The sequence below is a fragment of the Pseudomonas fluorescens genome (assembly GCF_902497745.1).
In the GTDB taxonomy this organism is placed as follows: Bacteria; Pseudomonadota; Gammaproteobacteria; order Pseudomonadales; family Pseudomonadaceae; genus Aquipseudomonas; species Aquipseudomonas fluorescens_BM.
Genome location: NZ_CABVHJ010000002.1, coordinates 318256 through 343196, shown reverse-complemented (window position 1 = coordinate 343196; position 24941 = coordinate 318256). Strand labels below are relative to the sequence as shown.

Genomic DNA, 24941 nt, shown 5'->3' with positions numbered 1-24941 from the left:
CCAAAAAACTCTGTATTCTGGTTCCGCAAGGGGCGAATACGGAGTTTTTTGTTTCTGACTGTTACATAATCTGGCCCGGGTTATGCAGTCGAACAATCAGTGTCTGAATGCATGTCGTACCGAAACACCGAATCCCGGTGGTTCTGGCCCGCCACGCAACGGATCTTTCGATTGAGCAACAACAGGGTGGGCATCCCATGATGCGTCTTTGTGCAACGTTACTGATTTGCCTGCTTGGCAGCCTTAACACAGTGCATGCTGCGCCTGGGCGACACCCTGTGTGGAGCGTCGGTTATCACGAGATGACCTTCCTCGACCCACTGGATCTGCAACCGATGCGCGCCATCGCGTTCTATCCCTCCAGCGACCGCGAACACATGAGCCTGCTCGAGGGGTACTCAGTCGAGGCCGGCGAAGACACCAAAGTCGCCATCGGCCGCTTTCCGATGTTGATGCTCTCCCACGGCAACACCGGCACGCCCCTGGCGCTGCACGACCTCGCGACCTCGCTGGCACGCAAAGGCTTTGTCGTGGTGGCGGTGATTCACCCCGGTGACAACTCCAAAGACCACAGCCGACTCGGTACCCTGAGCAATCTGTACGGGCGGCCGATCCAGATTTCCGAAGCGATTACCGCGACCCTTGGCGACCGCATGCTCGCGCCGTATGTCAACGCCGATCAGGTCGGGGTGATCGGTTATTCGGCGGGCGGCGAGACGGCGTTGATTCTGTCCGGGGCGCAACCGGATCTGGATCGCCTGCGTCGGTATTGCCAGGAACGTCCGGATGACCGGGATGCCTGTAACACCCAAGGCGAACTCATCGTTGACCGTGATGACCTGCAACCAGTCGCCGATCCGCGCGTGCACGCCTTGCTGCTGATGGCGCCGCTGAGCCTTAAGTTCGGTCGCCACACCCTCGCCGATGTGCATGTGCCGGTGCTGCTGTACAGCGGTGATGGCGACAAACTGGTGGCCTTCGACAAGAACGCTGCCGCGTTGGCGCGCAAACTGCCGACAGCGCCGGACTTCAAGTTACTGGCCGGGGCAGGGCACTTTGTCTTTATGGCGCCGTGCAATGAAGAGCAGATTCGCGCGATGCCGGCGTTGTGTACTGATGCGGATGGTGTTGATCGCGAGGACATTCACCGTAATCTGATCTCCGAGGCCGGACGGTTTTTCTCCCATGCCTTGGGCAAACCGACCCGGGCCGGCATGCAAACCGCAGATCAATAACCCGATCCCCGCAGCACCGCAGCAACTGTGGGAGCGAGCTTGCTCGCGAAGGCGTAGTGTCAGTCAATACATGTGCTGACTGACTCACCGCCTTCGCGAGCAGGCTCGCTCCCACATTGGTTTTGCGTCGATTGTTCAGGAAATCGCCCGGCGCTGGAGCAGCAGGGTCAGCCCCAGCCCGATCACCGACAACAGCGCCGCACTGAAGAATATCCACGAATACCCCAGATTCAACGCCACCGCGCCCATCAGCGGTCCGGCAATCGCCAGCGCCAGATCGAAGAACACCGCGTAAGCGCCCAAACCCGAACCGCGACTGGAGCTGGGCACCTGTTTGATCGCTTCAACGCCCAGCGCCGGGTACACCAACGACAGGCCAAACCCCGCCAGTCCGGCGCCGATCAAAGCGAAAGCAGTGGAGGGCGCCAGCCACAACATCAGCAGCCCGACGGTTTCGATGGTCATGCAGGCGATCGCCGATTTGAAGCCGCCGAAACGGCTGATCGCCGAAATAAACAGCAGCCGCGACAGAATGAAACATACGCCGAACACCGTCAGGCAATACGCCGCGCCGGTCCAGCCGCGATTAAGGTAATAAAGAGTGATAAACGTAGTCAGCGTGCCGTAGCCGATTGAGGCGAGGGTCAGGCTGGCGCCATACGGGGCAATCCGTCCGAACACCGCCCAGAATGGCAGCCGTTCGCCACGGATCACCGGCACCGAGGGTTTATTGCGGATCAGCAGCAGTGCGCCGGCCGCAAGGACCGCCAGCGCGATGCCGAGGCTGGTGAAACCGTAATCGGCGACCATTACCACACCCAGCGGCGCACCAATGGCAATCGCGCCATAGGAAGCGATGCCGTTCCAGCCAATGGATTTTGCGGTGTGCTCGACGCCGACCTGGCCCATGCACCAACTGATCGTGCCGACGCCAATCAGCCCTTGCGCGATGCCGAGCAGCAAGCGCCCGATAATCAAAATGATCAGGCTTGTCAGCGCAAAGTCTTGCAGCAGCGTAGAGACCAGGGTCAGCAAGCCGCTGAGGACAATCCCCCACAAGCCATAAATGATCGCCCGCTTGGTGCCGACCGTATCCGACATGCGCCCGGCCATTGGCCGGCTGAGCAGGGTGGCCAGGTATTGCGAGCCAATCACCAGCCCGGCAATGACCGCGCTGAAACCCAATTGTTCGTGCACATAACCGGGCAACACTGCGATCGGCAAACCGATGCAGAGGAAGGCAATAAAGGTGTAGAAGACGATGGAGACGATCTGCAGGGTGATCGCCATGGAGCTTTGCGGTGGCAGTTGCTGCGCAGACATGAGGACTCGTTCGCGGGCGGCGGTGGGAGAGTTCGCATCATGGCGTGGGCTTGAGATAAAAGAAAGCAGGCTAACTACTTTCCCTGAGGATTGATGTAGCTGCTGATGGCCCCTTCGCGAGCAGGCTCGCTCCCACCCTTGGAATGCATTCCCCTTGTGGGAGCGATCCTGCTCGCGAAGGAGTCGCACCCGTAAATCACTGCCTTTGGAATGCATTCCCGTGTGGGAGCGAGCTTGCTCGCGAAGGTATCCGCACCAGCAAATCCCTCACCCTGAAATGCAAAAAGCCCCGTCACATGGACAGGGCTTTTCAGTTTTCAGCTGCTATTTAAAACACAACACCCTGACTACGCAGGTAGTCATCGTAAGTGCCGCTGAAGTCAGTCACGCCATCCGGGCTCAGCTCGATGATGCGCGTGGCCAGGGACGATACGAACTCACGGTCGTGGCTGACGAAGATCAGCGTGCCCGGGTAGTTTTCCAGCGCCAGGTTCAGCGCCTCGATCGATTCCATGTCCAAGTGGTTGGTTGGTTCGTCCATGATCAGCACGTTCGGCTTTTGCAGGATCAGCTTGCCGAACAACATGCGACCTTGCTCACCACCGGAAATCACTTTGACCGATTTGAGGATCTCGTCGTTGGAGAACAGCATGCGGCCCAAAGTACCGCGAATCATCTGCTCGCCCTGGGTCCACTGACCCATCCAGTCGAACAGGGTGACGTCGTCTTCGAAGTCGTGCGCGTGGTCCTGAGCGTAGTAGCCCAGTTCCGCGGCGTCGGTCCACTTGATGCTGCCGGCGTCCGGGGTCAGTTCGTTGACCAGGGTGCGCAGCAAGGTGGTTTTACCGATACCGTTCGGGCCGATGATCGCCACGCGCTCGCCGGCTTCAACCTGGAAGCTGAAGTCTTTGAACAGTGGTTTGCCGTCGAAGCCTTTGGCCATTTTTTCGACGATGACCGCCTGGCGGTGCAGCTTCTTGTTCTGATCGAAGCGGATGAACGGGCTCACGCGGCTCGAAGGCTTGACCTCGGCCAGCTGGATCTTGTCGATCGCCTTGGCGCGGGAAGTAGCCTGCTTGGCTTTCGAGGCGTTGGCCGAGAAGCGGCTGACGAACGATTGCAGCTCGGAAATCTGCGCTTTCTTCTTGGCGTTGTCCGACAGCAGTTGCTCGCGGGACTGGGTCGCCACGGTCATGTACTCGTCGTAGTTGCCCGGGAACAGACGCAGCTCGCCGTAATCCAGGTCAGCCATGTGCGTGCACACGCTGTTCAGGAAGTGACGGTCGTGGGAGATGATGATCATCAGGCTGTTACGCTGGGTCAGCACGTTTTCCAGCCAGCGAATGGTGTTGATGTCCAGGTGGTTGGTCGGTTCGTCGAGCAACAGCACTTCCGGATCGGAGAACAGCGCCTGCGCCAGCAACACGCGCAGTTTCCAGCCCGGCGAAACTTCGCTCATCGGGCCGAAGTGCTGCTCGATGCCGATACCCAGGCCCAGCAACAGTTCACCGGCGCGGGATTCGGCGGTGTAGCCGTCCATCTCGGCGAATTCGGTTTCCAGCTCGGCCACGGCCATGCCGTCTTCTTCGCTCATTTCCGGCAGCGAGTAGATGCGGTCGCGCTCGGCCTTGACCTTCCACAGCTCTTCGTGACCCATGATCACGGTGTCGATCACGGTGAATTCTTCGTAGGCGAACTGGTCCTGGCGCAATTTACCCAGACGCACGTTCGGCTCGAGCATGACCTGACCGCCGGACGGGTCGAGGTCACCGCCGAGGATTTTCATGAAGGTCGACTTGCCGCAACCGTTGGCGCCGATCAGACCGTAGCGATTGCCCGCGCCGAATTTGACCGAAACGTTTTCGAAGAGCGGCTTGGCGCCGAACTGCATCGTGATGTTAGCTGTAGAAATCAAGAGTTATTCCTGCGAAGCATTCTGAGTAGCGAGGGTGCGGCTGGAGCGCTTGGCCCGAGTCAAAGTGCGCTGAAGCGGGGAAGTCCCGTCATCAACCAAGGGGGGCGCGTAAAGTTTGGCGGCGATTGTACTGGTCTGGCTCTTTAAACGATAGGGCGAAGACGCCACGATCGCCGATTGGCATGATCGCGGGACAGTTTTTCACAGATGAAGGTTCACTATCGGTTACAAACTGTGGCTAAAATGCCACCTTTCACCGAGCGTCCGGTATCGGCGCGGGCCAAGGACGTGCCATGTGTATTCAGACCACTGCATAAGACGCGGGGCTTCAGGCCGCCAGCGCGCAGTTTGTTCACTTCTGACGTGTGACGATTTCCGTGAAACTCATCATTGCTGCTATTTATGTCATTTCGATTGCATACGTTCATCTTCGTGGCCGTGTGCGTCACAAACTCGGTCGTCAATTGAGCGATCATTCGACGTTCCTCGCGCCGATCAACTGCTTCTTGTATCTGTTCTCGAAAAAGCCGAACAAGCCTTACCTCGACCCGGCTGATTTTCCCGATTTGAGCCCGCTACAGGCGCACTGGGAAGAAATCCGCGAAGAAGGGCAGAACCTGCTGCGTGCCGGCGAGATCAAGCGTTCCAATCAATACGACGACGTCGGGTTCAACTCGTTCTTCAAAAGCGGCTGGAAGCGTTTCTACCTGAAGTGGTACGGCGAGAGCCATCCGTCGGCGATGAAGCTGTGCCCGCGCACGACTGAACTGGTACAGAGCATCGGTTCGATCAAGGCGGCGATGTTTGCCGAGCTGCCACCGGGCTCGAAACTTGTGCGTCACCGCGACCCGTATGCAGGCTCCTATCGCTATCACTTGGGCCTGGATACGCCGAACGATGCCGGTTGCTACATCAACGTCGACGGTGAGAACTATCACTGGCGTGATGGCGAAGCGGTAATGTTCGACGAAACCTTTATTCATTACGCCGAAAACACCACCGACAAGAACCGCATCATCCTGTTCTGCGACATTGAGCGCCCGATGAAGTACCGCTGGGCCGCCGCGTTCAATGCTTGGTTCAGCCGTACGGTAATGTCGGCTGCCGGCGCGCCGAACGATGCTGGCGACCGTACTGGCGGGATCAACCGCTTGTTTACCCGGATCTACAAGATCCGCCTGCGTGGCAAAGAGCTGAAAAAACGCAATCGCAAGCGCTACTACATGGAAAAATGGGCGATCTTCGGTGGTTTGCTGGCAATCTTCATTCTGATCTGATCAATGTAGTGAATTAACTTACGCCTTCGCGAGCAAGCTTGCTCCCACAGTGGAATTGGGTGATTGCGAATTTCGCATTCGACTCAGAACCCTGTGGGAGCGAGCTTGCTCGCGAAGACTCTCTCAAATACAACCTGTCAGTTGCCTGACAATCCTTGGATTGTCATTCACCGGAGGCTTTCTTTGTCCTCTTGGCTGGCGCAGCCTTGGTGGCGGCCTTCGCTTTAGGCTTCGCCGGCGCTTTCCCGCCCAGACTGCGTTTGAGCAGTTCGGTCAAGTCGATCACATCAGCAGTTTTGCGTTCTTCCTCGCCACCCACCGTTTCGACATCCTCAATCTTGCCTTCATGGGCCTTTTTCTCGACCAGGGCCATGATCTTGTCTTCGAACTCATCCTTGTAATCCTCGGGCTTCCAGTCCGCGCTCATGTCCTGCACCAACCGTTTGGCCATGTCCAGTTCGCCCTTGGCCAACTGCGGCTTGGTCACTTCGCTGCCCAGTTCCAGCGTATCGAGGCTGCGAACTTCCTGCGGCCAGCGCAGCTTCACCAGCACCAGTGCAGACTCCAACGGCATCAGCGCCGCTAGGTATTGCCGTGTATGCAGCACCACGCGAGCGAGGGCGACTTTGTTGGTCTTGCTCAGGGTTTCGCGCAGCAACGCGTAGACCTTGCCGCCGCGCTTGTCCGGCGCCAGGTAGTAAGGCGTGTCGATGTTTTGCAAGGGAATCTGCTCGGCGTCGACAAAGGAAAAGATGTCGATGGTCTGCGTTGAAACCGGGTGCGCCGAGCGGATTTCCTCCTCGCTGAGCACCACATAGCGGCCTTTTTCATAGGCCACGCCTTTGACGATATTCTCCTTGGTGACTTCCTTGCCGGTGACCTTGTTCACCCGTTTATAACCCACCGGGTCCATGCTGCGGCTGTCGAGCCAATCGAAATCGACGCCCTGCGACGAGGTCGCCGAGACCAGTGCGACAGGGATGTGAACCAGTCCGAAACTGATCGCGCCTTTCCAGATTGCCCGAGCCATGGTGAGTTCTCCGAGTGATGATCGGATGACCTGCGGCCGTGGCTGAAAGTTTCCCCGGAATGCACGGGGTTTCTGGGACTCGGTCAAGTCGTGTTACATGTTGTTTAAGGCTTGTGGGTTAACAAATCCGAACCCTCGGCGTAGCGTGGACTCGAAGGCTCTATCCCCGGCCCTATCAAGAGGCAGCGTCATGAACCGAATTCTGCTTGGCATCGTCGTCCTGACCCTCAGTGGCGGTCTGGTTCATGCCGACGTCTTGTTGGCGCAAAGCCCTACCGGCAACAGCAACAACCCCTACAACAGCCCGATCCGCCGGGCCAACCCCAACAGCATGCAGGGCACCCAGCCCAGCGCTCCGCCCATTCGGGGGCCGAACACTGTGCCGACGCCGCGTCAGCCTACGGTCGAGAACCGGGGCATTGGCAACGGCCAGCCGATCCGCTCGGTGCCGGGCACACCACCCACGTTCATTCCCAATCCACCTTCGCGCAGCGGAGACAGCAACCGTTGAGCGGCGGGACCGAGGTTCTGCCGGCCATTGCAAACGAACAAAAGGAATCGTGCATGTTGCGTAAAACTCTTCTAGCCACACTGTGTGCCGGAGCGCTGATCAGCGCTCCGGTATTCGCCGCCGCCCCTAAAGAGCTGCAAAGCGAACAGGGCACCCTCGAAGTCACGACCATTTCCGCGGGTCTCGAGCATCCGTGGGCGCTGGCGTTTCTGCCGGACCGCCAAGGCATGCTGGTCACCGAGCGTCCCGGCAATCTGCGTGTGGTGGGCGCCGACGGCAAACTGTCGGCGCCGATCTCCGGCGTGCCACAGGTCTGGGCCAAGGGGCAGGGCGGGTTGCTGGATGTCGTGCTGTCGCCGGACTTCAAACAGGATCGCCTGGTCTATCTGTCGTATGCCGAAGGCGGTGGTGCCGGTGACAAGGCCGGCACCGCCGTGGGTCGCGGGCGGCTCTCGGATGACTTGAAGACGCTGAAGGATTTCAAAGTGATCTTCCGTCAGGAACCGAAACTTTCGGTCGGCAATCATTTCGGTTCGCGGCTGGTGTTTGATCGTGACGGTTATTTGTTCATTACTTTGGGCGAGAACAACGACCGGCCGACGGCGCAGGATCTCGACAAGTTGCAAGGCAAGGTCGTGCGCATCTACCCGGACGGCAAGGTTCCGGATGACAATCCCTTTGTCGGCCAGTCTGGCGTACGGCCCGAGATCTGGGCCTACGGCCTGCGCAACCCGCAAGGTGCGGCACTCAATCCATGGACCGGCACGCTATGGGAAAACGAGCACGGCCCGCGCGGTGGCGATGAGGTGAACATCATCGAACGCGGCAAGAACTACGGTTGGCCGCTGGCGACCCACGGCATCAATTATTCGATGCAGCCTATCCCGGAAGCCCAGGGTAAAACCGCAGAAGGCACCGTCGCGCCGCACCATGTCTGGGAGAAGTCGCCGGGCGTCACCGGTATGGCGTTTTACGACGCCGATCGCTTTAAACGGTGGCAACACAATGCGTTTGTCGGTGCCTTGGTGACTCAGGAACTGATTCGTTTGCAGTTCGATGGCGACAAGGTTGTGCACGAGGAGCGTTTGCTCGGTGAACTGAATCAGCGGATTCGCGATGTGCGGCAAGGGCCGGATGGTTATCTGTATGTGCTGACGGATGAATCGAAAGGTTCGTTGTACAAAATCGGCTTGAAACCGACACCTTGACGGGTAGGGCCCTGTAGGAGCTGCCGCAGGCTGCGATCTTTTGATCTTGATCTTCACAACAAAATCAAAAGATCGCAGCCTTCGGCAGCTCCTACATGTGGAGGCTTACGTTTCGCGAGAATACAGCACCACCGCCGCGCGTAATTTACCCCGGCCAAACCGGCACATTTTCTCGAATTCCCCATGGCTCACCGGCACATGCTGGCAGTCCATGGGTTGTCGATGCTGGCTGTGATCGACATCCGGATCATGCAGGTAAACGAAGTCTTCGTCGCAATCGGTCACGACCACCCAGTGCGGCGATTTGGAGCGCGTCAGTCGATAGCTGCTGATCAACACAAGCGGTTGCCCACCGGCATCGAGTAAACGCGGCAGATCCAGTGGCGCACCGATCACACACTCGACATCGGTCTCCTGCAATTGCGCCGAGAACTCATCATGCACCAAACGCATGACGTCTTTTTTATGCGCATCACGCACACCGTCGAGAAACAATGGCCCGGCCAGGCTCAATTGCAAACCCACCCTGTAACCCCGACGCCACGCCGCCAGCGCCAATCCCTGTGGACTGCAACCGCCGTGGCCGGAGCTCATGAACACCGTGGTCGCTTCACGCCAGAGCTGTAGTTCTTCGCGTCGTTCCAGCAAACGCTCAGATTGCAGTGCGCCCATGGCCATCAACAGACAGGCCGGGCCACAGGTGAAATCAGTGGTTTGCCGGTAGTAGGGCACCTTGATGCTGCGCGAGTCGCGGTGCTGGAGAATGCGTTTTTCCAGGCGTAGCGCATCGGCGTGGTCTTCGTAGTAATCGTGAATCAGCGCAAAACGCCGGTAGCCATTGCGTTCATACAGGGCAATCGCCGCAGGGTTGTCGATGCGCACCTCCAGACGCAGGTATGCACAATCGTGCTCCAGCGCCGTCGCTTCTATGCGTTGCAGCAGCTGTTTGCTCAGGCCCGTGCCGCGCGCCTCGACGGCCAGGGCAATGGAATACAGCCGCGCAAGCGAGGTGCCGCGATGAAACAACACCAGTGCGTAGCCCAGCAGTCGACCGTCGCACTCGGCCACCAGCAACTGCCCGTGAGCGCGGGTGATCATCCATTGAAAGCTGCGACTGGTGAGCCGGTCCGTGGTGAAACATTGCATTTCCAGTGCCAGCAGCGCCGGCAAGTCTTCAACTACCGCCAAACGAAAAACAGCCTTCATATGACCACCGTAAAAGTTGCGTAACGAAACGAGACTTTCGAAAAACTTCGTGCTTAATAGAAAAGGTCTTGTTCTCCAACGGATCAATCTCTATGTCAGCGGTACAGGGTCATTGGCGCGAAGTATCCGAGCAAAGTTTGCCGGCGGCAACTCTTTTAAGTTCAGCGGTTAAAGCCTCCAGTCAAGTGTTGATTATTGTCGAACGCAAGGAAGACTGGGCTTCATACTTCCCCAGTGAAGACATCGTGACCGCCCAGGAATACCTCGAACACAGCTGTGACAGCGAGTCGGGAAAACGCGTGCAGGTGATCAATCTGTGCCGCAGCTACAAGTATCTGGGCCACGGCTACTACTGCTCGTTGCTGGCCGAAGCACGGGGGCACAAGGTGATTCCGTCGGTGCGCACCATCAGCGAACTGACGAAAAAATCACTGTACGGTCTGGCATTGGACGATCTCGATAAAACCCTGGAAAAAGCCCTCAGTCATCACCTCTACAGTGATACCGAAGGTTTTACCCTGACCCTGTATTTTGGCCGAACACATATCGAGCCATTGCAGGATCTGGCCCGGCAGTTGTTTGAAGTATTCCCCTGTCCGATTCTGTTAGTTGAGTTTCGTCGAACTAACGGCTGGCACATCGAAGGGATTAAGTCTGGCGCCTTGCACAAGTTGCGCGATGATCAGGAAGATCAGTTTGCCAATGCGCTGGACGGTTTCAGCCGTAAAGTCTGGCGAGTACCGCGTTCTCCGCAAGTGGCGCGCTACGACCTGGCGATTCTGCACGATCCGCAAGAAGCCCTGCCGCCGTCCAACGCCAAGGCACTGGCAAATTTCGTCCGGGTCGGTAAAACCATGGGCATCGATGTTGAACTGATTGAGCGCAAGGATTACGCACGTCTGGCCGAGTACGACGGCTTGCTGATCCGTGAGACCACCAGCGTCGACAATCACACCTATCGCTTTGCCAAGAAAGCCGAGAGCGAAGGATTGGTGGTGATGGATGACCCGACATCGATTTTACGCTGCACCAACAAGGTCTATCTGACCGATCTGCTCAACAGCCATCAATTGGGTATGCCCGCCACCGAAATTCTCTACAAGGAGCGCCCCGAGGACTTCGAACGGGTCGGCGAGCGCCTTGGTTTTCCGCTGGTGCTGAAGATTCCCGACGGCTGTTTTTCCCGTGGCGTGATCAAGGTCGAAAGCCAGCAGGCTTTGCTCGAAGCCACCGCCGAGCTGTTTGAGCACTCGGTGTTGCTTCTGGCTCAGGAGTTTTTCTACACCGAGTACGACTGGCGCATCGGCGTGCTCAACCGCAAACCGATCTTCGCCTGCCAATACTTCATGTCCAAGGGCCATTGGCAGATCTACAACCACAAGGCCAAAGGCCAGGACGTCAACGGCGAATGCCGGACGATGGCGATCCACGAGGCGCCACGCGCCGTAGTGGAACTGGCGGTGAAGACTGCCAACCTGATCGGCGACGGCCTTTACGGTGTCGATTTGAAACAGGCCGGCGACAAAGTCGTGGTGATTGAAGTCAACGACAACCCCAACCTCGACGCTGGCATCGAAGACGCCTACTTACACGACGATCTGTATTCACTGGTACTGGAGGAGTTCGTGCGGCGCTTGGAACTCAAGCGTCGCGGCCAGGCCTGGTGATCCGCCGATGATCAACAGCTTCGCACTGAGCCACGGCGCCCTGCAGCGGGTCGAGCGACTGGACGCCGAGGTGATGCTGTTCAGCAATCCCGATGCCGCCGAGCGCGACTTGCTGCACAGTCATTTCAAAGTCGACGAGCATGCACTGGCGTCAGCGCTGGACCCGGACGAGGTCTCGCGCATCGAGTTCCATCCCGACCATCTGTTCCTGATCTGGAAGCGCCCGGAAAATTATTCCGGCGGTGGCAGTCTGGCATTTGAAGTGTCGTCCTGCGGGCTGCTGTTCGCGCCGGGGCAATTGCTGGTAATTGCCACCGATGACACGCCGCTGCACGGCCTCGGCACCCGCCAGCCGTTGAACACGCCGCTGGATGTATTGCTCGATCTGCTGTTCAACAATATCCATCACTACCTCGGGCACCTGAAGGTGATCAAACTGGTCGCCCGCGAGTTGCAGCAGAAATTCAACGCCTCGATGCAGAACCAGCATCTGGTGCAGATGTTCAACCTCAGCGAAAGCCTGATCTATTACATCAACGCGCTACACAGCAACGGCGCGGTCCTTACGCGCCTGCGCAATCATGCCGAGAAGCAGCATTTCGGCAGTGAGGCGATCGGCCTGATCGACGACCTGATCATCGAAAACAACCAGTGCTACAAGCAGGCGGAAATCTACTCTACGGTGTTTTCCGGGCTGATCGATGCGCGCGGCAACCTGATGAACAACAGCATGAACAACCTGCTGCGCAAGCTGACGTTGATCAACGTGGTGTTTCTGCCGTTGAACCTGATTGCCAGTATTGGCGGGATGTCGGAGTTCAGCATGATGACGGCGGGGACGCCGTGGTGGATTTCCTATCCGCTGTTTCTGGCGGCGATGTTGCTGGGGGCGGGGGGGATGTTGTTTGGGCTAAGGCGTTTGGCCAAATAATCGGCTTGTGCATACAACCTATGTAGGAGCTGCCGAAGGCTGCGATCTTTTGATTTTTATTTTGGTTTTAAGGGCCAAGATCAAAAGATCGCAGCCTTCGGCAGCTCCTACAGGGGAGAACGCGCGCTGCAGTCCCGCATTTGGCCGAACCGCCACCGTGATGCCTTGTTATAGTTCGGGCCTCATTTTCAGCCCGGTAAAGGATCACTGCCATGACTCAATACTCCGCCTTCAGCGTCGAACTGGCCGACAACATCGCCCATGTGCAGATCAATCGTCCGGAAAAGATCAACTCGATGAACGCGGCGTTCTGGAGCGAGATCGTCGAGATCTTCCAGTGGATCGACGACACTGACGAAGTGCGCGTGGTGGTGCTCAGCGGCAACGGTAAACACTTTTCCTCCGGCATCGACCTGATGATGCTCGCCGGCGTCGCCAATGAACTGGGCAAGGACGTCGGCCGTAATGCGCGCCTGCTGCGCCGCAAGATTCTGACCCTGCAAGCTTCGTTCAACGCCGTCGATAACTGCCGCAAACCGGTGCTCGCCGCCATTCAGGGTTACTGCCTGGGTGGCGCCATCGATCTGATCGCCGCGTGCGACATGCGCTACGCCGCCGAAGACGCGCAATTCTCGATCAAGGAAATCGATATCGGCATGGCCGCCGATGTTGGCACTTTGCAACGGTTGCCACGGATCATCGGTGACGGCATGCTGCGTGAGCTGGCTTACACCGGTCGCACTTTCGGCGCTGACGAGGCGCGCAGCATTGGCCTGGTCAACCGCGTCTACAGCGACAAGGACGCGCTGCTCGAAGGTGTGATCGACATTGCCCGTGAGATCGCTTCGAAATCGCCGATCGCGGTCACCGGCACCAAGGAAATGATCAGCTACATGCGCGACCATCGCATCGACGACGGCCTCGAATACGTTGCCACATGGAACGCCGCCATGCTGCAATCCACCGATTTGCGCGTGGCCATGGCCGCCCATATGAGCAAACAGAAACCCGAATTTCTGGACTGAGAAACCATGACAGCTCGCTGGACCACTGCAGTACTGGACACCGATCAACCTGGCGGCTGGGCCGTGGCGCGCAGCCCGGAAGGCTTTTTGTTCGATGACAACGGCGCGCTGTTTCCGCGCGAATGGCTCAAGCGTCAGGACTTGTCGGTCCTCGCCGAGCATGGCATCGGCCATCTCGATGGCGAGCCGGTGTACCTGCTGGAATTGCGCAGTGCCAGCGACGTGTCGGGTTGCAACTGGAAAGGTCTGCGGGCGTTCATGCTCGACGGCGATCACACCATTTACAAAGTGCTTGGGTATGCCGCGCAAATCGGCACTTGGGCGCGTGAGCACCGTTTTTGCGGCAATTGCGGTCAGGCGATGACGCAAGTGCCGCGCGAGCGGGCGATGTACTGCCAGCCGTGCGATCTGCGCAGTTATCCGCGTATTTCGCCGAGCATGATCGTGCTGATCACTCGTGGTGATGAGATTTTGCTCGCGCGTTCACCGCGTTTCGTCACCGGGGTTTACAGCACGCTGGCCGGGTTCGCCGAGCCGGGCGAGTCGGCCGAGGATTGCCTGATTCGTGAAGTGCGTGAAGAAGTGCAGATCGAGGTGAAGAACATTCAGTATCTGGGCAGCCAGTGCTGGCCGTTCCCGCATTCGATGATGCTCGGCTTCCATGCCGAATACGCCGGTGGCGAGATTGTCTGTCAGGAAGACGAGATTGAAGACGCCCAGTGGTTCAACGTGCACGACCTGCCGCCGCTGCCGGCGTCCAAGTCGATTGCCCGTTACCTGATCGACGTCTATGTGGCGCGGCGTTTAGGCCACGCTGAACCAGTGCTGCCAGGCTAGGCGCACAGTCAAACCCAGCACCACGGTGATGAACACCGGGCGAATGAATTTGGCGCCACCGCTGATCGCGGTGCGCGCGCCAAAGAACGCGCCGACCATCACCGACAGGCCCATGCTCAGGCCGATGATCCAGTCCACCTGCCCGGAAAACACAAACACCGACAGCGCCGCAATGTTGCTGACGAAGTTCATGCTGCGCGCGACGCCACTGGCCTTGACCAGATCGATCGGGTAGAGCAGCAGGCTGCTGACTGTCCAGAACGCGCCAGTGCCCGGACCCGCCACGCCGTCGTAGAAACCGAGGCTGAAGCCTTGGGTCGATTGCCATTTCTTTTTGATCGGTGCATTGCTGTCCAGCGGTGCTTTTGGCGTGCCGCCGAACAATAGATACAAGCCGCAGGCGAAGACGATTACCGGAAGCATCTTGTTCAGCCATTCAGCCGGCAGGTAATGGGCGACGACAGCGCCGGTCAATGCACCGACCAGTGTGCCGACAATCGCGTGCACCCACTGCCGTGGGTGGAACAGTTTGCGGCGGTAAAAGGTGAAACTGGCGGTGGCCGAACCGAAAGTCGAACTCAACTTGTTAGTGCCGAGCACAAGGTGCGGCGGCAGGCCGGCGGTCAACAGCGCAGGTGTGGTCAACAGACCGCCACCGCCGGCGATGGCGTCGATGAAACCGGCAATGAAAGCGACAAGGGCCAGAATGGCGAGGGTGGTGAGGTCAACGCTGAGTTCGAAAGGCATGGAATCGGCTTATTCGGCAGGGCGCAGATTTGGCTGCGGGGAGGGCGGTCATGTTACCTGTATCCAACTGTTGCGGCGACCCGTCTGACGCCTTCGCGAGCAAGCTCGCTCCCACAGTTTTTTGGGGTGTTCACAAAATCAATATTCACTACAAATCCCCTGTGGGAGCGAGCTTGCTCGCGAAGGCGGCTTCCCAGCCAGTCCAAAACCTACTGTTGCCTACTCAACATCCAGCCAACAAATCTCACTTAAAAAGACATCTGAATAACAGGAAAGCCCAACAAAACCAGGCATTCCAAGCCTGGCACGCTTGCTGCTCTACCACTCTCATCTCCGCAAATATCCCGAGGACACGCCAATGAGTCAGCAAGCCGTGAAATTTGCCTACTGGGTGCCGAACGTCAGCGGTGGGCTGGTGGTCAGCAAGATCGAACAGCGCACCGATTGGGGCATCGACTACAACCGCAAACTGGCACAGATCGCCGAAGCGGCCGGGTTCGAATATGCGCTGACGCAGATTCGCTTCACCGCCGGTTACGGTGCCGAGTTTCAGCATGAGTCAGTCGCGTTCAGCCACGCGTTACTCGCGGCCACCAGTAAACTCAAAGTGATCGCAGCGATCCTGCCCGGCCCGTGGCAACCGGCGCTGGCGGCCAAGCAACTGGCGACGATCGATCAACTCACCAACGGCCGCATCGCGGTGAATATCGTCAGCGGCTGGTTCAAAGGCGAGTTCCAGGCCATCGGCGAGCATTGGCTGGAGCACGACGAGCGTTATCGTCGTTCCGAAGAGTTCATTCGTTCATTGCGTGGCGTGTGGAGTCAGGACAACTTCACCTTTCGCGGTGACTTCTACCGTTTCGACAATTACAGCCTGAAACCGAAACCGCTGGGCCGTCCGGAGATCTTCCAGGGCGGCAGTTCCCGTGCGGCACGGGACATGGCGGCGCGGGTGTCGGACTGGTATTTCACCAATGGCAACAGCGTCGAGGGGATCAAGGCGCAGGTCGACGATATTCGTGCCAAAGCAGCGGCGAACAATCATTCGGTGAAGATTGGCGTGAACGCGTTTGTCATCGCCCGTGATACCGAAGAAGAGGCGCGGGCCGTGCTCGCACAGATCATCGATCAGGCGGATCCAGAAGCGGTGAATGCGTTTGGCGATGCGGCAAAACAAGCGGGCAGGGCATCGCCGGAGGGGGAGGGCAACTGGGCGAAATCGACGTTCGAGGATCTGGTGCAGTACAACGATGGCTTCAAAACCAACTTGATCGGCACGCCGCTGCAGATTGCCGAGCGGATCGTGGAGTTGAAAGCGGTCGGCGTGGATCTGGTGCTGGCGGGGTTTCTGCACTTTCAGGAAGAGGTCGAATATTTCGGGCGGCGGGTGTTGCCGCTGGTGCGTGAACTGGAGGCCGAGAAGACCGCCGCTGTCGCCTGAAACCCACAAATCCCCTGTAGGAGCTGCCGAAGGTTCGGGCCGCGATCGGACGATCTTTTGATTTTGTTTTTTAGGATCAAGATCAAAAGATCGCAGCCTTCGGCAGCTCCTACAGGGTCGATTGTTACAGACCCAGGTCAGACAGGCCCGGGTGATCATCCGGGCGCCGGCCCAGTGGCCAGTGGAACTTGCGTTCGCTTTCCTTGATCGGCATGTCGTTGATGCACGCGTAGCGCTGGAACATCAGGCCTTGCTCATCGAACTCCCAGTTTTCGTTGCCGTAAGAGCGGAACCAGTTGCCCGAATCATCGTGCCATTCATAGGCGTAACGCACGGCGATGCGGGTATCGGAGTAGGCCCACAGTTCCTTGATCAAACGGTAATCCAGCTCCTTCGCCCATTTACGGGTCAAAAACGCTTTGGCCTCTTCACGGCTGTTGGCGAACTCGGCGCGGTTACGCCACTTGGTATCAAGGGTGTAAGCCAGCGATACCCGTTCCGGGTCGCGAGAGTTCCAGCCATCCTCGGCCAGTCGAACTTTCTCGATCGCCGAATCTTGGTTAAAGGGTGGTAATGGCGGACGTACCTGGGCTGCAGTAGACATATCAGTCTCCCGATCTAATTAATAATTGAACAACAAGTCCGGCTTATTAAGGCGTTACAGGTCCAATAACTTTCGCGCCATGCATTGCGCATTATCGGCGGCACTGTGATCACCCATCACAAGCGCTACGGTAATGGCACCGTCAATCAGAATCAGCAGCTGTCTGGCCAGCAGTTGCGGATCCTCGGCGCCATGTTCGGTACACAGCTCGCACACATAGTCGAGCAGCTTCTGTTTGTGTTCTTTGGCGACCAGGCGCACCGGGTCCTGCGGATCGCCGGTCTCGCCGCTGGTGTTGATGAAGGCGCAGCCGCGGAAACCTTCCGAGGCAAACCAGCTCTTGAGCACGGTGAACAGGTTGAGCAGGCGATCGGCCGGGGTTTCGGCTTGATCGACAGCGCTTCGGTACCAGTGCATCCAGCGCACGTCGCGGCGTTGCAGGGCGGCAACGGTCAAGGCGTCCTTGTCGGCAAAGTAACGGTAGATACTTTTTCTGGAGACGCCGGCGGTTTTCACCAGAAGATCCATGCTGGTGGCAGCGATGCCACTTTTGTAGATCAGCTTTTCGGTGACATCCAGAATGATGTCGCGTGTGTCGTTGCTAGTGATTTCTTTCATGTGGCGAACAGTAGAACGATTGTTCTCCTTTGGCAATGGTTTTTTATGATCAAAAGATCGCAGCCTTCGGCAGCTCCTACATTGGCCCGTGTAGGAGCTGCCGAAGGCTGCGATCTTTTGATCTCTTTACGGGCACTAACAAGACCCGGAGGATGCGATGGTGTAAGCTCTCGGGTTCTTCGGATTCGACCCATTGCGAGCCCTATGCCGTTGCTTTTCAAACGTTCCTTGCTGCCCAAATTGCGCAGCTTTCCGCTGACCGCCGAGGCCGTGACCATTCTGTCCGGCGCCGCCGAGTTCCGTCGTTGCCTGCTCGAGAGAATCGCTGCCGCGACCCAGCGCATCTACATCGTTGCGCTGTATCTGCAGCAAGACGAAGCCGGTCAGGAAATCCTCGATGCGCTGCACGCTGCCAAGCTCAAGCGTCCCGAGCTGGAAGTTGCCGTGGTGGTCGATTGGTTGCGCGCCCAGCGCGGGCTGATCGGTGCCGGCAAACAGCCGGGCAACTCGGCGTGGTATCAGGAAATGACCCGCACGCACCAGAGCGAAGTGCCGGTGTACGGCGTGCCGGTGCAGACTCGTGAACTGTTCGGCGTCCTGCACTTGAAGGGCTTTGTGATCGACGACTGCGTGGTCTACAGCGGTGCGAGCCTGAACAACGTTTACCTGCACAAGTTCGACAAGTACCGCTTCGACCGTTATCACGTCCTGCACAGCCATGAACTGGCGGACTCGATGCATCACCTGGTCAAGCACGGTCTGATTGAATCGAAAGCCGTGCATCGCCTCGACCTGCCGAACCTGCCGACCACGCGCAGCCTGCGCAACGATATCGGCGATCTGCGTAGCCGCCTCAAATATGCAACGTACGACACCGCCACTGGCAGCACCGCCCGAGACGGTCTGTCCGTTACGCCGTTGCTCGGCGTCGGCAAGAACAACCCGTTGAACCGGGCGATTCTTGAGTTGATCGCCAGCGCGCAAAAACAACTGACCATCTGCACGCCGTACTTCAACCTGCCGCTGGGCGTGATCCGTGAGATCAACCGTGCGTTGGCCCGTGGCGTGAAGATCGACATCGTGGTTGGCGACAAGACCGCCAACGACTTCTACATCCCGCCGAGCGAGCCATTCAAGGTGATCGCAGCGTTGCCCTATCTGTACGAGATCAGCCTGCGCCGCTTCGCCAAGCGTCATCAGCGCAACATCGACAGCGGTCAGTTGAACCTGCACCTGTGGCGTGATGGCGACAACACCTATCACCTCAAGGGCATGTGGATCGATCAGCGCTATACGCTGCTGACCGGCAACAACCTCAATCCTCGGGCGTTCCGCCTCGATCTGGAAAATGCCTTGCTGATTGATGATCCGAAGGGCGAATGGCTGGAGCCGAGGGCGAAGGAGCTGGAAGAGATTTTCCGCCATACCACGCGGACCGACAGTTTTCAGAGTCTGGAGACGCTGCCAGAGTACCCGGCCGGCGTGGCCAAGTTTCTCAAGCGCGTGAGTCGGGTGCGGATTGAGCGGTTGCTCTACCGGATTCTGTAAACCTTCAGATTATTTTGTGCGGCTGAAAATGCCTTCGCGAGCAGGCTCGCTCCCACAGGGGGAATGCATTCCAGATGTGGGAGCAAGCTCCCTCCCACAGGGAAATGCAGTTCAAAATGTGGGAGCGAGCCTGCTCGCGAAGGGACCCGCTCAGACGCTACAAGAACTCAGTTGAGACCGAGCTTGCCACGCAACGTGGACAAGTCTTCAGCCAGCGTATTCACCGGCCCGACCAGCGCTTTACGGTCGTTATCCTTCACCTTGTCATACGTCTCGAAACCACCATCCTTGGTCTTGTACTTGGCCAGAATCTTGTCGACCGTGGCAAAGTTCTTGTCGACCTTCGCTGCAAACGCCTTGTCCTGCTGCTCGATCTGCGGACGGAACAGATCAACGATTTTCTTCGCGCCGTCGATGTTGCCCTGGAAGTCGTACAGGTCGGTGTGGCTGTAGCGATCTTCTTCACCGGAGATCTTGGTCGCGGCGACTTCTTCCAGCAGCGCGGCAGCACCACCGACGACTTTCTCCGGCGGGAAGGTCAGGCCGGCGACGCGGGTTTGCAGGTCTTTGACGTCGCTGTTGAGCTTGTCTGCCAGCTCGTTCAGGCCTTGGGTGCTTTTCTCCGAAAACAGTGAATATTCGATGCGGTGGAAACCGGTGAAGTCATCGGCCTTTACGCCTTTCTCGTGGTCGTCGACACGGGAGTCGATGGACGCATCGAGGTCACTGAACAGCTCGGCAATCGGCTCGATCGACTCGTAGTAAACGCGGGTCGGTGCGTAGAGCTTTTGCGCGGTGGCCAGGTCGCCTTTTTTCACCGCATCGGTGAACTGCTGGGTGTGGCTTCCCAGTTCATCGAGTTGTTCTGTGACGTAAATCTTGTAGTCCGACACCGGCCCGACCAGATCCAGCGGTGCCGTGGCTGCGAACGCCGACAGCGGGGTGTTGAGCAAACCTAGGGTCAGCAATAACGCGAGTGGCGTCTTTTTCATGGGGGCGGCTCCAGTGTTGAGAGGTTGTTTTAGGCAGCGGTTTTCGGTTGTGTGGCGTTGAGCAGCGAGCGGCCGATGAAGTCCTTGTCGCCCGTGACACCCGGCAGGGTGAAGAAGTACCCGCCGCCGACCGGTTTGAGGTATTCCTCGAGCGGTTCGCCGTTGAGGCGGGTCTGCACAGTGATGAAGCCCTTTTCCAGATCAGCCTGGTAACAGATGAACAGCAGGCCCATGTCGAGCTGGCCGTTCTTGTTCACGCCGTTGGAATAGTTGAACGGCCGACGCAGGATCAGGTTGGCCTGGGTTTCAGCCGTACGCGGATTCGCCAGGCGAATGTGCGCGTCGAGCATGGTCAGTTTGCCGGCCGGGTCTTTGCTGTAATCCGGAACTTCAGTTTCATGGCTGCCACCGATAGGCGCGCCGGAGGTTTTCACCCGACCGAGGATGCTTTCCTGTTCCTGCAACGGCGTACGATCCCAGCGCTCGACAAAATTGCGGATGATTCGCACCGCTTGATAGCTGCCGTGCGCGGCCCAGGCCGGCTCATCGCTGTCCGGTTGCACCCAGACCAGACGATCCATGGCTTTGCTGTCGTTGGAATCCGGATTGGCCGAGCCATCACGAAAACCCAGGAAGTTGCGCGCCGATTGCGCCGGCACACCCGGTTTCGCCGGGGCTTGCGGCGGCACGCTGCCTTCCTGTTTCCAGCGCACCAGCAGCAGATCGGGGAGGTTTTTGACGATGTCGCGCAGGGCGTGGATGTTGGTGTCGGCGGTGTTCGAACAGAACTGCAAACTCAGGTCGCCGTGACAGCAATCGGCATCCAGCGCATCGTTGGGGAAACCGACCATACGGATCAGCCGTTTGGGTTTGGCCTCAGCCAGACCGAAGCGCTCGTCGAACAGCGATTCGCCGACGGACACGGTGATGGTCAGGTTGTCCGGCGTGACGTTCGGGCCGAGGATGCCGGAATCCGGCGGCGGCAGTTTCGGATCGATCTGCGCGACCGGGCCGCCCTTCATCAGAAACGCGATGCGCTCGTTGAGGGTGCGGAACAACCGCTCCAGATCTTCACGATCACTGGCCAACACATCGAACGAAACCAGCATGCCCGAGGCCGGGCGCGGGGTGACGATGCCGGTCTGGTGTATGCCGTGGAAATCGTGGCGGTCTTCGGTCTTGTCGCTGCTCGGCGCTTCGGTGACTTGCGCCGGCGCGGCGGCCATGGCCGGGCAGCTCAGGGCGGAACCGGCAAGGGCGACACCGGCGGCGCCCATGCCCATCAAGACACGGCGGCGTTGCAGGTTGAGGTTTTCTGAATCTTTCATCGGAATGGGTCTTCTGCTTACAGGCCGGAAAGGCCGAGGGCGGGATCGATGCCATCCAGTGCGTCGGCCAGAGCCTGAGCCTTGTCGGCGATCTGCTTGCGTTGTGCGCCGCTGATGGAGTCGTAGCTGGCGTAGCCGTCCTTGATCTTGTAGCTGTCGAGTTCGCTGTCGAAGTCCGCCAGTGCCTTGTCGATTTTCGGCAGCAGGTCGGCGGCAGATTTGCTCAGCATTGGCCGCAGCAGATCGACCACTTTGCGTGCGGTTTGCGCATTGGCAGCGAAACCGTTGAGGTCGCTGTGGCTGTAGCGTTCCTCTTCACCGCTGGCAGCGCGAACGTCGGCCAAGGTGTTGAGGTTACGCACGATGATGTTGACCAGTTGCTCCGGTGGCAGCGACTGCGCGAGCAATTGCTGTTTGAGCGTGGTGACATCGCTGAGCAGGCGCTGGGCGACCGGCGTCAGGTCGTCGAGTTTGCGCTGCTGGAACAGGCCGAATTCGAGGCGATGGAAGCCGACGAAGGCCGGATCCTGCTCGCGTTTTTCGAAGTAATCGGCGCGGGCGTTGATGCTGTTGTCCAGTTCGGCCAGACGTTGCGCGGCCGGCGCCAGATGTTGATAAGCCGCACGCGCGGGCAGGTATAGCGCCTGGGCTTGGCTGAGATCACCGCTTTCAATCGCTTGATCGAGCGCCGTGACGGCTTTGATCAGCGCGCTGCTCTGGCTGGCCAGATACACGCGAAATTCCGACAGCGGCCCGACGAAGGCAACCATCGACGGTTTGGCTTTGGCCGCAGCGTCAGACGCGGCAGTTGGCGTCACGTGCAGGGTGCCGCGCGGATTGCTCAGCAGGCCGCAGGTGATCGCGTAATCGCCCGGTTGCAGGTTGGCGTTGATCACCTGGCTCAGGCCCGGCGCGATGTTTTCCCGTTCTTCGACGACCAGCACGCCGTCAAGGATTTCCCATTCCACCGCACGGTCGGAGCGATTGACGATGCGGAAACTGGCGTGCCCTGCCGGCACCGTCAGTGCATTCGGCTCGCAGTTGCCCGGGTGAATATTCACCACCACTTCATCGTGATTGTGCTGACGCTTGGCCGCGGCCATTTTCGAGGCGTAATAAAACAGACCGCCGGCGGCGATCATCACCACCACCGAGCCGGCCACCGCCCAACGCAAGGCGCGAGGAGGGGAGGCCTGAGGAGTATTAGGCTTTGACATGAATGCCCTTATTGGCTGGAAACGGAAGACGATTGTGCGGAGGGCTTCGGCGCGGGAGCCGGGTAAAAGAACATCACCAGTGCCACCAGCAGATAGATCAGATAGGCCCCGAGGGTGCTGACGGTCGGCGCATCCTGATAACCGAACATGCCGGCCAGCACCGAGCCCAGCGGGCCGTCCATCGGCAGCGTCGCGCTGAAGTCGAACAGCACGGTCTGCAGGTGATTCCACAGCCCGGCTTCATGCAGCGCCTGCACCGAGTTGGCAAGAATCCCGGCGGCGACCACCAGAATGAACAGGCCGGTCCACTTGAAGAACGCCGAAAGGTTGAGGCGCATGCTGCCGCTGTAGATCAGGAAGCCGACGATGATTGCCAGAATCAACCCGAGCAGGGCGCCGATGGGCGCGCCCGGGCCTTCGCTTTGCTGGAACACTGCGAGCAGAAAGAACACCGTTTCCAGGCCTTCCCGGGCGACGGCGAAAAAGACCATCGCGATCAAGGCGATCACTTGGTGCTTCGAAGAAGTCAGCGCCTGATCCAGCGAGGCTTGCAGCGAATGCTTGATCGAGCGCGCCACTTTGCGCATCCAGAACACCATCGAGCTGAGAATGCCCACGGCCACCAGGCCGACGATGCCTTCGAACAGCTCCTGCTGCTTTTGCGGGAATTCAGCGCTGACCAATTCCAGACCACCGCCGACCAGCAGGGCGAGGGCTGCGGCGAGAAACACGCCGATCCACACGGCGGGCATCCACTGGCCACGGCCGGTCTGTTGCAGGTAGCTGGCGATAATGCCAACGATCAGCGCGGCTTCAATGCCTTCGCGCAGCATGATCAGAAAGGGAACGAGCATTAGGCATCCAACAAGTCATTCGAAGAGGTTACAAGTTGTAACATAATGAAAGTCATTCTCACATGACATTGATTGACATAAACCTGAACAAAAGCTGAACAAGTTAAAGAACAACCATTCTCATGCAGGTGACACCGGAACTTTGTAGGAGCTGCCGAAGGCTGCGATCTCTTGATCTTGGTTTTTAGAATCAAAAGATCGCAGCCTTCGGCAGCTCCTACACGGGATTCGCGTTGGTTGCGGTAATATGCCTGCCACCCAAAACAACAAGGTTCGCCGCGCTCCATGTCGGAAAAAGACACCATCGCCGTTCAACTGGTGCGTGAAGCGCTGCTGCAAAGTTGTGCCCCGGGCGCAGCCACCGAAGAGGTCTTGCACAAGGTCGGGATTGATCCGGCGTTGCTGCACACCGAGCACGGCCGGGTGCCGGCCTCGCAGTACGCAAAGCTCTGGCGCCTGCTGGCCCGGCGCGGTGATGACGAGTTTTTTGGCATGGATCCGCGCAAGCTCAAGTCCGGCAGCCTTGAGTTCCTGTGCCGCAGTGCGATGGCGCAACCGACATTGGCGGCGGGTTTGAGCACGGGTTTGAGCTTTCTGTCATTGATGCTTGAGCGCATGCCGGCGCAACTGGTGCACCAGCAAAGTCTGGCGGAAATCGTCCTGCTGGAGGACGCCCCCGATCCACGCCGCGCGTTCACTTACTTCACCTACTGGATGATCGTCCACGGCGTCGCGTGCTGGCTGGCCGGGCGGAGGATTCCGATTCTGGCCATTGAACTGCGCTGCGCGGCGCCGGACTTCACCGATGATTACCGGGTGATGTTCTCGGAAAATCTGCGTTTTGAGCGGCCGCGTACTCGAATGATTATTTCTGCCGATTGCCTCGACCTGCCGATCAAGCGCAGCGTCGAGGAGTTGAAGCGCTTTCTCGCCCACGCCCCGGCCAACATTCTGGTCAAGTACCGCGACCCGGAAAGCCTCGCCAGTCGGATCAAGCACGACCTGCGGCAACTGCCGGCTGAACATTGGCCGGAAACCGAAGCCTTGGCCCAGCAGTTGTGCATGTCCGCTTCGACCTTGCGCCGACGCTTGGCGGAAGAAGGGCAGACCTATCAGGGTCTGAAGGACAGCGTGCGCAAGGAACTGGCGATTAGCTGGCTGGCTGAGCCGTCGATCAGTTTTGTCGAGATTGCCAGCCGATTGGGATTTGCCGACGCGAGCTCGTTCTACAAGGCGTTCCGCAAGTGGTCGGGGTCCAATCCTGGCCACTACCGCCAGCTGATCCTGAATGAGGTTGTCTGAAAGGGCCTCTTCGCGAGCAAGCTCGCTCCCACATTTGATCGTTCCCACGCAGAGCATGGGAACGATCGGTGTGGCAGGGCATGGCCAAACCAGTCAGCCACATTGATAGCTTTGACCATTGCCGC

22 protein-coding genes are annotated in these 24941 nt (G+C 58.7%); 11 read left to right on the top strand and 11 right to left on the bottom strand.

Translation table 11 applies throughout. From position 1 onward, the window contains the following. Positions 1 to 197 precede the first annotated feature (197 nt). Positions 198 to 1235: an alpha/beta hydrolase family protein gene (locus tag F8N44_RS04245; protein WP_150649444.1), complete on the top strand. Its 1038-nt coding sequence runs from the start codon at positions 198 to 200 to the stop codon at positions 1233 to 1235. A 135-nt stretch (positions 1236 to 1370) separates the two neighbouring features. Here the strand turns inward: F8N44_RS04245 and F8N44_RS04240 are convergent, their stop codons facing one another. Together F8N44_RS04240 and F8N44_RS04235 are read right to left on the bottom strand one after the other, a co-directional pair. Next, positions 1371 to 2558, bottom strand: coding sequence for an MFS transporter (locus F8N44_RS04240; RefSeq protein ID WP_150649443.1), 1188 nt, complete (start codon positions 2556 to 2558; stop codon positions 1371 to 1373). 328 nt (positions 2559 to 2886) lie between these two features. Beyond that, the gene (locus F8N44_RS04235) at positions 2887 to 4473 is read right to left on the bottom strand and encodes an ABC-F family ATPase (RefSeq protein ID WP_007914779.1); all 1587 of its coding nucleotides are present in this window, start codon (positions 4471 to 4473) and stop codon (positions 2887 to 2889) included. Between the two features lie 377 nt (positions 4474 to 4850). Here F8N44_RS04235 and lpxO point away from each other — a divergent pair, with 377 nt between their 5' ends. Next, positions 4851 to 5750 carry a lipid A hydroxylase LpxO gene (lpxO, locus tag F8N44_RS04230; protein WP_150649442.1) on the top strand — a complete coding sequence of 300 codons (900 nt, stop codon included), beginning with the start codon at positions 4851 to 4853 and terminating at the stop codon, positions 5748 to 5750. A gap of 163 nt (positions 5751 to 5913) precedes the next feature. Here the strand turns inward: lpxO and F8N44_RS04225 are convergent, their stop codons facing one another. After that, a complete protein-coding gene (locus F8N44_RS04225; RefSeq protein ID WP_150649441.1) occupies positions 5914 to 6780 on the bottom strand; it encodes a Ku protein in 867 nt (288 codons plus the stop codon). Between the two features lie 190 nt (positions 6781 to 6970). Between F8N44_RS04225 and F8N44_RS04220 the strand changes: the two genes are divergently transcribed. Together F8N44_RS04220 and F8N44_RS04215 are read left to right on the top strand one after the other, a co-directional pair. Next, positions 6971 to 7291, top strand: coding sequence for a hypothetical protein (locus F8N44_RS04220; protein ID WP_150649440.1), 321 nt, complete (start codon positions 6971 to 6973; stop codon positions 7289 to 7291). Between the two features lie 53 nt (positions 7292 to 7344). After that, a complete protein-coding gene (locus F8N44_RS04215; protein ID WP_150649439.1) occupies positions 7345 to 8499 on the top strand; it encodes a PQQ-dependent sugar dehydrogenase in 1155 nt (384 codons plus the stop codon). 105 nt (positions 8500 to 8604) lie between these two features. Here F8N44_RS04215 and F8N44_RS04210 read toward each other — a convergent pair whose 3' ends face one another. Beyond that, a complete protein-coding gene (locus F8N44_RS04210; protein ID WP_150649438.1) occupies positions 8605 to 9705 on the bottom strand; it encodes a peptidase C39 family protein in 1101 nt (366 codons plus the stop codon). Between the two features lie 92 nt (positions 9706 to 9797). Here F8N44_RS04210 and F8N44_RS04205 point away from each other — a divergent pair, with 92 nt between their 5' ends. From F8N44_RS04205 to nudC, 4 genes are all read left to right on the top strand, one after another. Continuing rightward, positions 9798 to 11372, top strand: coding sequence for a RimK family protein (locus F8N44_RS04205; protein WP_150649437.1), 1575 nt, complete (start codon positions 9798 to 9800; stop codon positions 11370 to 11372). Between the two features lie 7 nt (positions 11373 to 11379). After that, positions 11380 to 12303, top strand: coding sequence for a magnesium transporter CorA family protein (locus F8N44_RS04200; RefSeq protein ID WP_150649436.1), 924 nt, complete (start codon positions 11380 to 11382; stop codon positions 12301 to 12303). A 212-nt stretch (positions 12304 to 12515) separates the two neighbouring features. Further along, positions 12516 to 13328: a crotonase/enoyl-CoA hydratase family protein gene (locus F8N44_RS04195; RefSeq protein WP_129393953.1), complete on the top strand. Its 813-nt coding sequence runs from the start codon at positions 12516 to 12518 to the stop codon at positions 13326 to 13328. 6 nt (positions 13329 to 13334) lie between these two features. Further along, complete coding sequence (gene nudC / locus F8N44_RS04190; RefSeq protein WP_150649435.1) at positions 13335 to 14165, top strand: NAD(+) diphosphatase; 831 nt, start codon at positions 13335 to 13337, stop codon at positions 14163 to 14165. Here the strand turns inward: nudC and F8N44_RS04185 are convergent. Continuing rightward, positions 14133 to 14912 (bottom strand): TSUP family transporter, encoded by a 780-nt coding sequence (locus tag F8N44_RS04185; protein WP_122598157.1) that lies wholly within the window; start codon positions 14910 to 14912, stop codon positions 14133 to 14135. The two genes, nudC and F8N44_RS04185, sit on opposite strands and share 33 nt — an antisense overlap. A gap of 358 nt (positions 14913 to 15270) precedes the next feature. On the opposite strand from F8N44_RS04185, the gene sfnG reads away from it, so the two are divergent. Further along, positions 15271 to 16353 carry a dimethylsulfone monooxygenase SfnG gene (sfnG, locus tag F8N44_RS04180; RefSeq protein ID WP_150649434.1) on the top strand — a complete coding sequence of 361 codons (1083 nt, stop codon included), beginning with the start codon at positions 15271 to 15273 and terminating at the stop codon, positions 16351 to 16353. A gap of 124 nt (positions 16354 to 16477) precedes the next feature. Here sfnG and F8N44_RS04175 read toward each other — a convergent pair whose 3' ends face one another. Together F8N44_RS04175 and F8N44_RS04170 are read right to left on the bottom strand one after the other, a co-directional pair. Further along, a complete protein-coding gene (locus F8N44_RS04175; protein ID WP_150649433.1) occupies positions 16478 to 16957 on the bottom strand; it encodes a DUF1348 family protein in 480 nt (159 codons plus the stop codon). A 54-nt stretch (positions 16958 to 17011) separates the two neighbouring features. Then, a complete protein-coding gene (locus F8N44_RS04170) occupies positions 17012 to 17575 on the bottom strand; it encodes a TetR/AcrR family transcriptional regulator (protein ID WP_127927811.1) in 564 nt (187 codons plus the stop codon). A gap of 204 nt (positions 17576 to 17779) precedes the next feature. Here F8N44_RS04170 and pssA point away from each other — a divergent pair, with 204 nt between their 5' ends. Next, positions 17780 to 19123, top strand: coding sequence for a CDP-diacylglycerol--serine O-phosphatidyltransferase (gene pssA, locus F8N44_RS04165; RefSeq protein ID WP_150649432.1), 1344 nt, complete (start codon positions 17780 to 17782; stop codon positions 19121 to 19123). A gap of 167 nt (positions 19124 to 19290) precedes the next feature. Here pssA and efeO (F8N44_RS04160) read toward each other — a convergent pair whose 3' ends face one another. The 4 genes from efeO (F8N44_RS04160) to efeU are packed head-to-tail and all read right to left on the bottom strand — an operon-like array spanning position 19291 to position 23514. Further along, complete coding sequence (gene efeO / locus F8N44_RS04160) at positions 19291 to 20115, bottom strand: iron uptake system protein EfeO (RefSeq protein ID WP_095126287.1); 825 nt, start codon at positions 20113 to 20115, stop codon at positions 19291 to 19293. A gap of 29 nt (positions 20116 to 20144) precedes the next feature. Then, on the bottom strand, positions 20145 to 21443 hold the full coding sequence (gene efeB, locus F8N44_RS04155) for an iron uptake transporter deferrochelatase/peroxidase subunit (protein WP_150649431.1): 1299 nt from the start codon (positions 21441 to 21443) through the stop codon (positions 20145 to 20147). Between the two features lie 17 nt (positions 21444 to 21460). Then, a complete protein-coding gene (gene efeO / locus F8N44_RS04150; protein WP_150649430.1) occupies positions 21461 to 22660 on the bottom strand; it encodes an iron uptake system protein EfeO in 1200 nt (399 codons plus the stop codon). An 8-nt stretch (positions 22661 to 22668) separates the two neighbouring features. Further along, positions 22669 to 23514: an iron uptake transporter permease EfeU gene (gene efeU / locus F8N44_RS04145; RefSeq protein WP_077572785.1), complete on the bottom strand. Its 846-nt coding sequence runs from the start codon at positions 23512 to 23514 to the stop codon at positions 22669 to 22671. A 285-nt stretch (positions 23515 to 23799) separates the two neighbouring features. Here efeU and F8N44_RS04140 point away from each other — a divergent pair, with 285 nt between their 5' ends. Continuing rightward, positions 23800 to 24816 carry an AraC family transcriptional regulator gene (locus tag F8N44_RS04140; RefSeq protein ID WP_150649429.1) on the top strand — a complete coding sequence of 339 codons (1017 nt, stop codon included), beginning with the start codon at positions 23800 to 23802 and terminating at the stop codon, positions 24814 to 24816. The last annotated feature ends 125 nt before the right edge of the window (positions 24817 to 24941 follow it).

What these genes read in the sequence shown, in the direction of transcription:
- nudC (WP_150649435.1), top strand. Translation starts at nt 13,335, where the DNA reads ATGACAGCTCGCTGGACCACTGCAGTACTGGACACCGATCAACCTGGC.
- F8N44_RS04195 (WP_129393953.1), top strand. Translation starts at nt 12,516, where the DNA reads ATGACTCAATACTCCGCCTTCAGCGTCGAACTGGCCGACAACATCGCC.
- F8N44_RS04205 (WP_150649437.1), top strand. Translation starts at nt 9,798, where the DNA reads ATGTCAGCGGTACAGGGTCATTGGCGCGAAGTATCCGAGCAAAGTTTG.
- F8N44_RS04240 (WP_150649443.1), bottom strand. Translation starts at nt 2,558, where the DNA reads ATGTCTGCGCAGCAACTGCCACCGCAAAGCTCCATGGCGATCACCCTG.
- F8N44_RS04175 (WP_150649433.1), bottom strand. Translation starts at nt 16,957, where the DNA reads ATGTCTACTGCAGCCCAGGTACGTCCGCCATTACCACCCTTTAACCAA.
- efeB (WP_150649431.1), bottom strand. Translation starts at nt 21,443, where the DNA reads ATGAAAGATTCAGAAAACCTCAACCTGCAACGCCGCCGTGTCTTGATG.
- F8N44_RS04140 (WP_150649429.1), top strand. Translation starts at nt 23,800, where the DNA reads ATGTCGGAAAAAGACACCATCGCCGTTCAACTGGTGCGTGAAGCGCTG.
- F8N44_RS04245 (WP_150649444.1), top strand. Translation starts at nt 198, where the DNA reads ATGATGCGTCTTTGTGCAACGTTACTGATTTGCCTGCTTGGCAGCCTT.
- F8N44_RS04225 (WP_150649441.1), bottom strand. Translation starts at nt 6,780, where the DNA reads ATGGCTCGGGCAATCTGGAAAGGCGCGATCAGTTTCGGACTGGTTCAC.
- efeO (WP_095126287.1), bottom strand. Translation starts at nt 20,115, where the DNA reads ATGAAAAAGACGCCACTCGCGTTATTGCTGACCCTAGGTTTGCTCAAC.
- sfnG (WP_150649434.1), top strand. Translation starts at nt 15,271, where the DNA reads ATGAGTCAGCAAGCCGTGAAATTTGCCTACTGGGTGCCGAACGTCAGC.
- F8N44_RS04170 (WP_127927811.1), bottom strand. Translation starts at nt 17,575, where the DNA reads ATGAAAGAAATCACTAGCAACGACACACGCGACATCATTCTGGATGTC.
- efeO (WP_150649430.1), bottom strand. Translation starts at nt 22,660, where the DNA reads ATGTCAAAGCCTAATACTCCTCAGGCCTCCCCTCCTCGCGCCTTGCGT.
- F8N44_RS04185 (WP_122598157.1), bottom strand. Translation starts at nt 14,912, where the DNA reads ATGCCTTTCGAACTCAGCGTTGACCTCACCACCCTCGCCATTCTGGCC.
- F8N44_RS04210 (WP_150649438.1), bottom strand. Translation starts at nt 9,705, where the DNA reads ATGAAGGCTGTTTTTCGTTTGGCGGTAGTTGAAGACTTGCCGGCGCTG.
- efeU (WP_077572785.1), bottom strand. Translation starts at nt 23,514, where the DNA reads ATGCTCGTTCCCTTTCTGATCATGCTGCGCGAAGGCATTGAAGCCGCG.
- pssA (WP_150649432.1), top strand. Translation starts at nt 17,780, where the DNA reads ATGCCGTTGCTTTTCAAACGTTCCTTGCTGCCCAAATTGCGCAGCTTT.
- F8N44_RS04200 (WP_150649436.1), top strand. Translation starts at nt 11,380, where the DNA reads ATGATCAACAGCTTCGCACTGAGCCACGGCGCCCTGCAGCGGGTCGAG.
- F8N44_RS04220 (WP_150649440.1), top strand. Translation starts at nt 6,971, where the DNA reads ATGAACCGAATTCTGCTTGGCATCGTCGTCCTGACCCTCAGTGGCGGT.
- F8N44_RS04215 (WP_150649439.1), top strand. Translation starts at nt 7,345, where the DNA reads ATGTTGCGTAAAACTCTTCTAGCCACACTGTGTGCCGGAGCGCTGATC.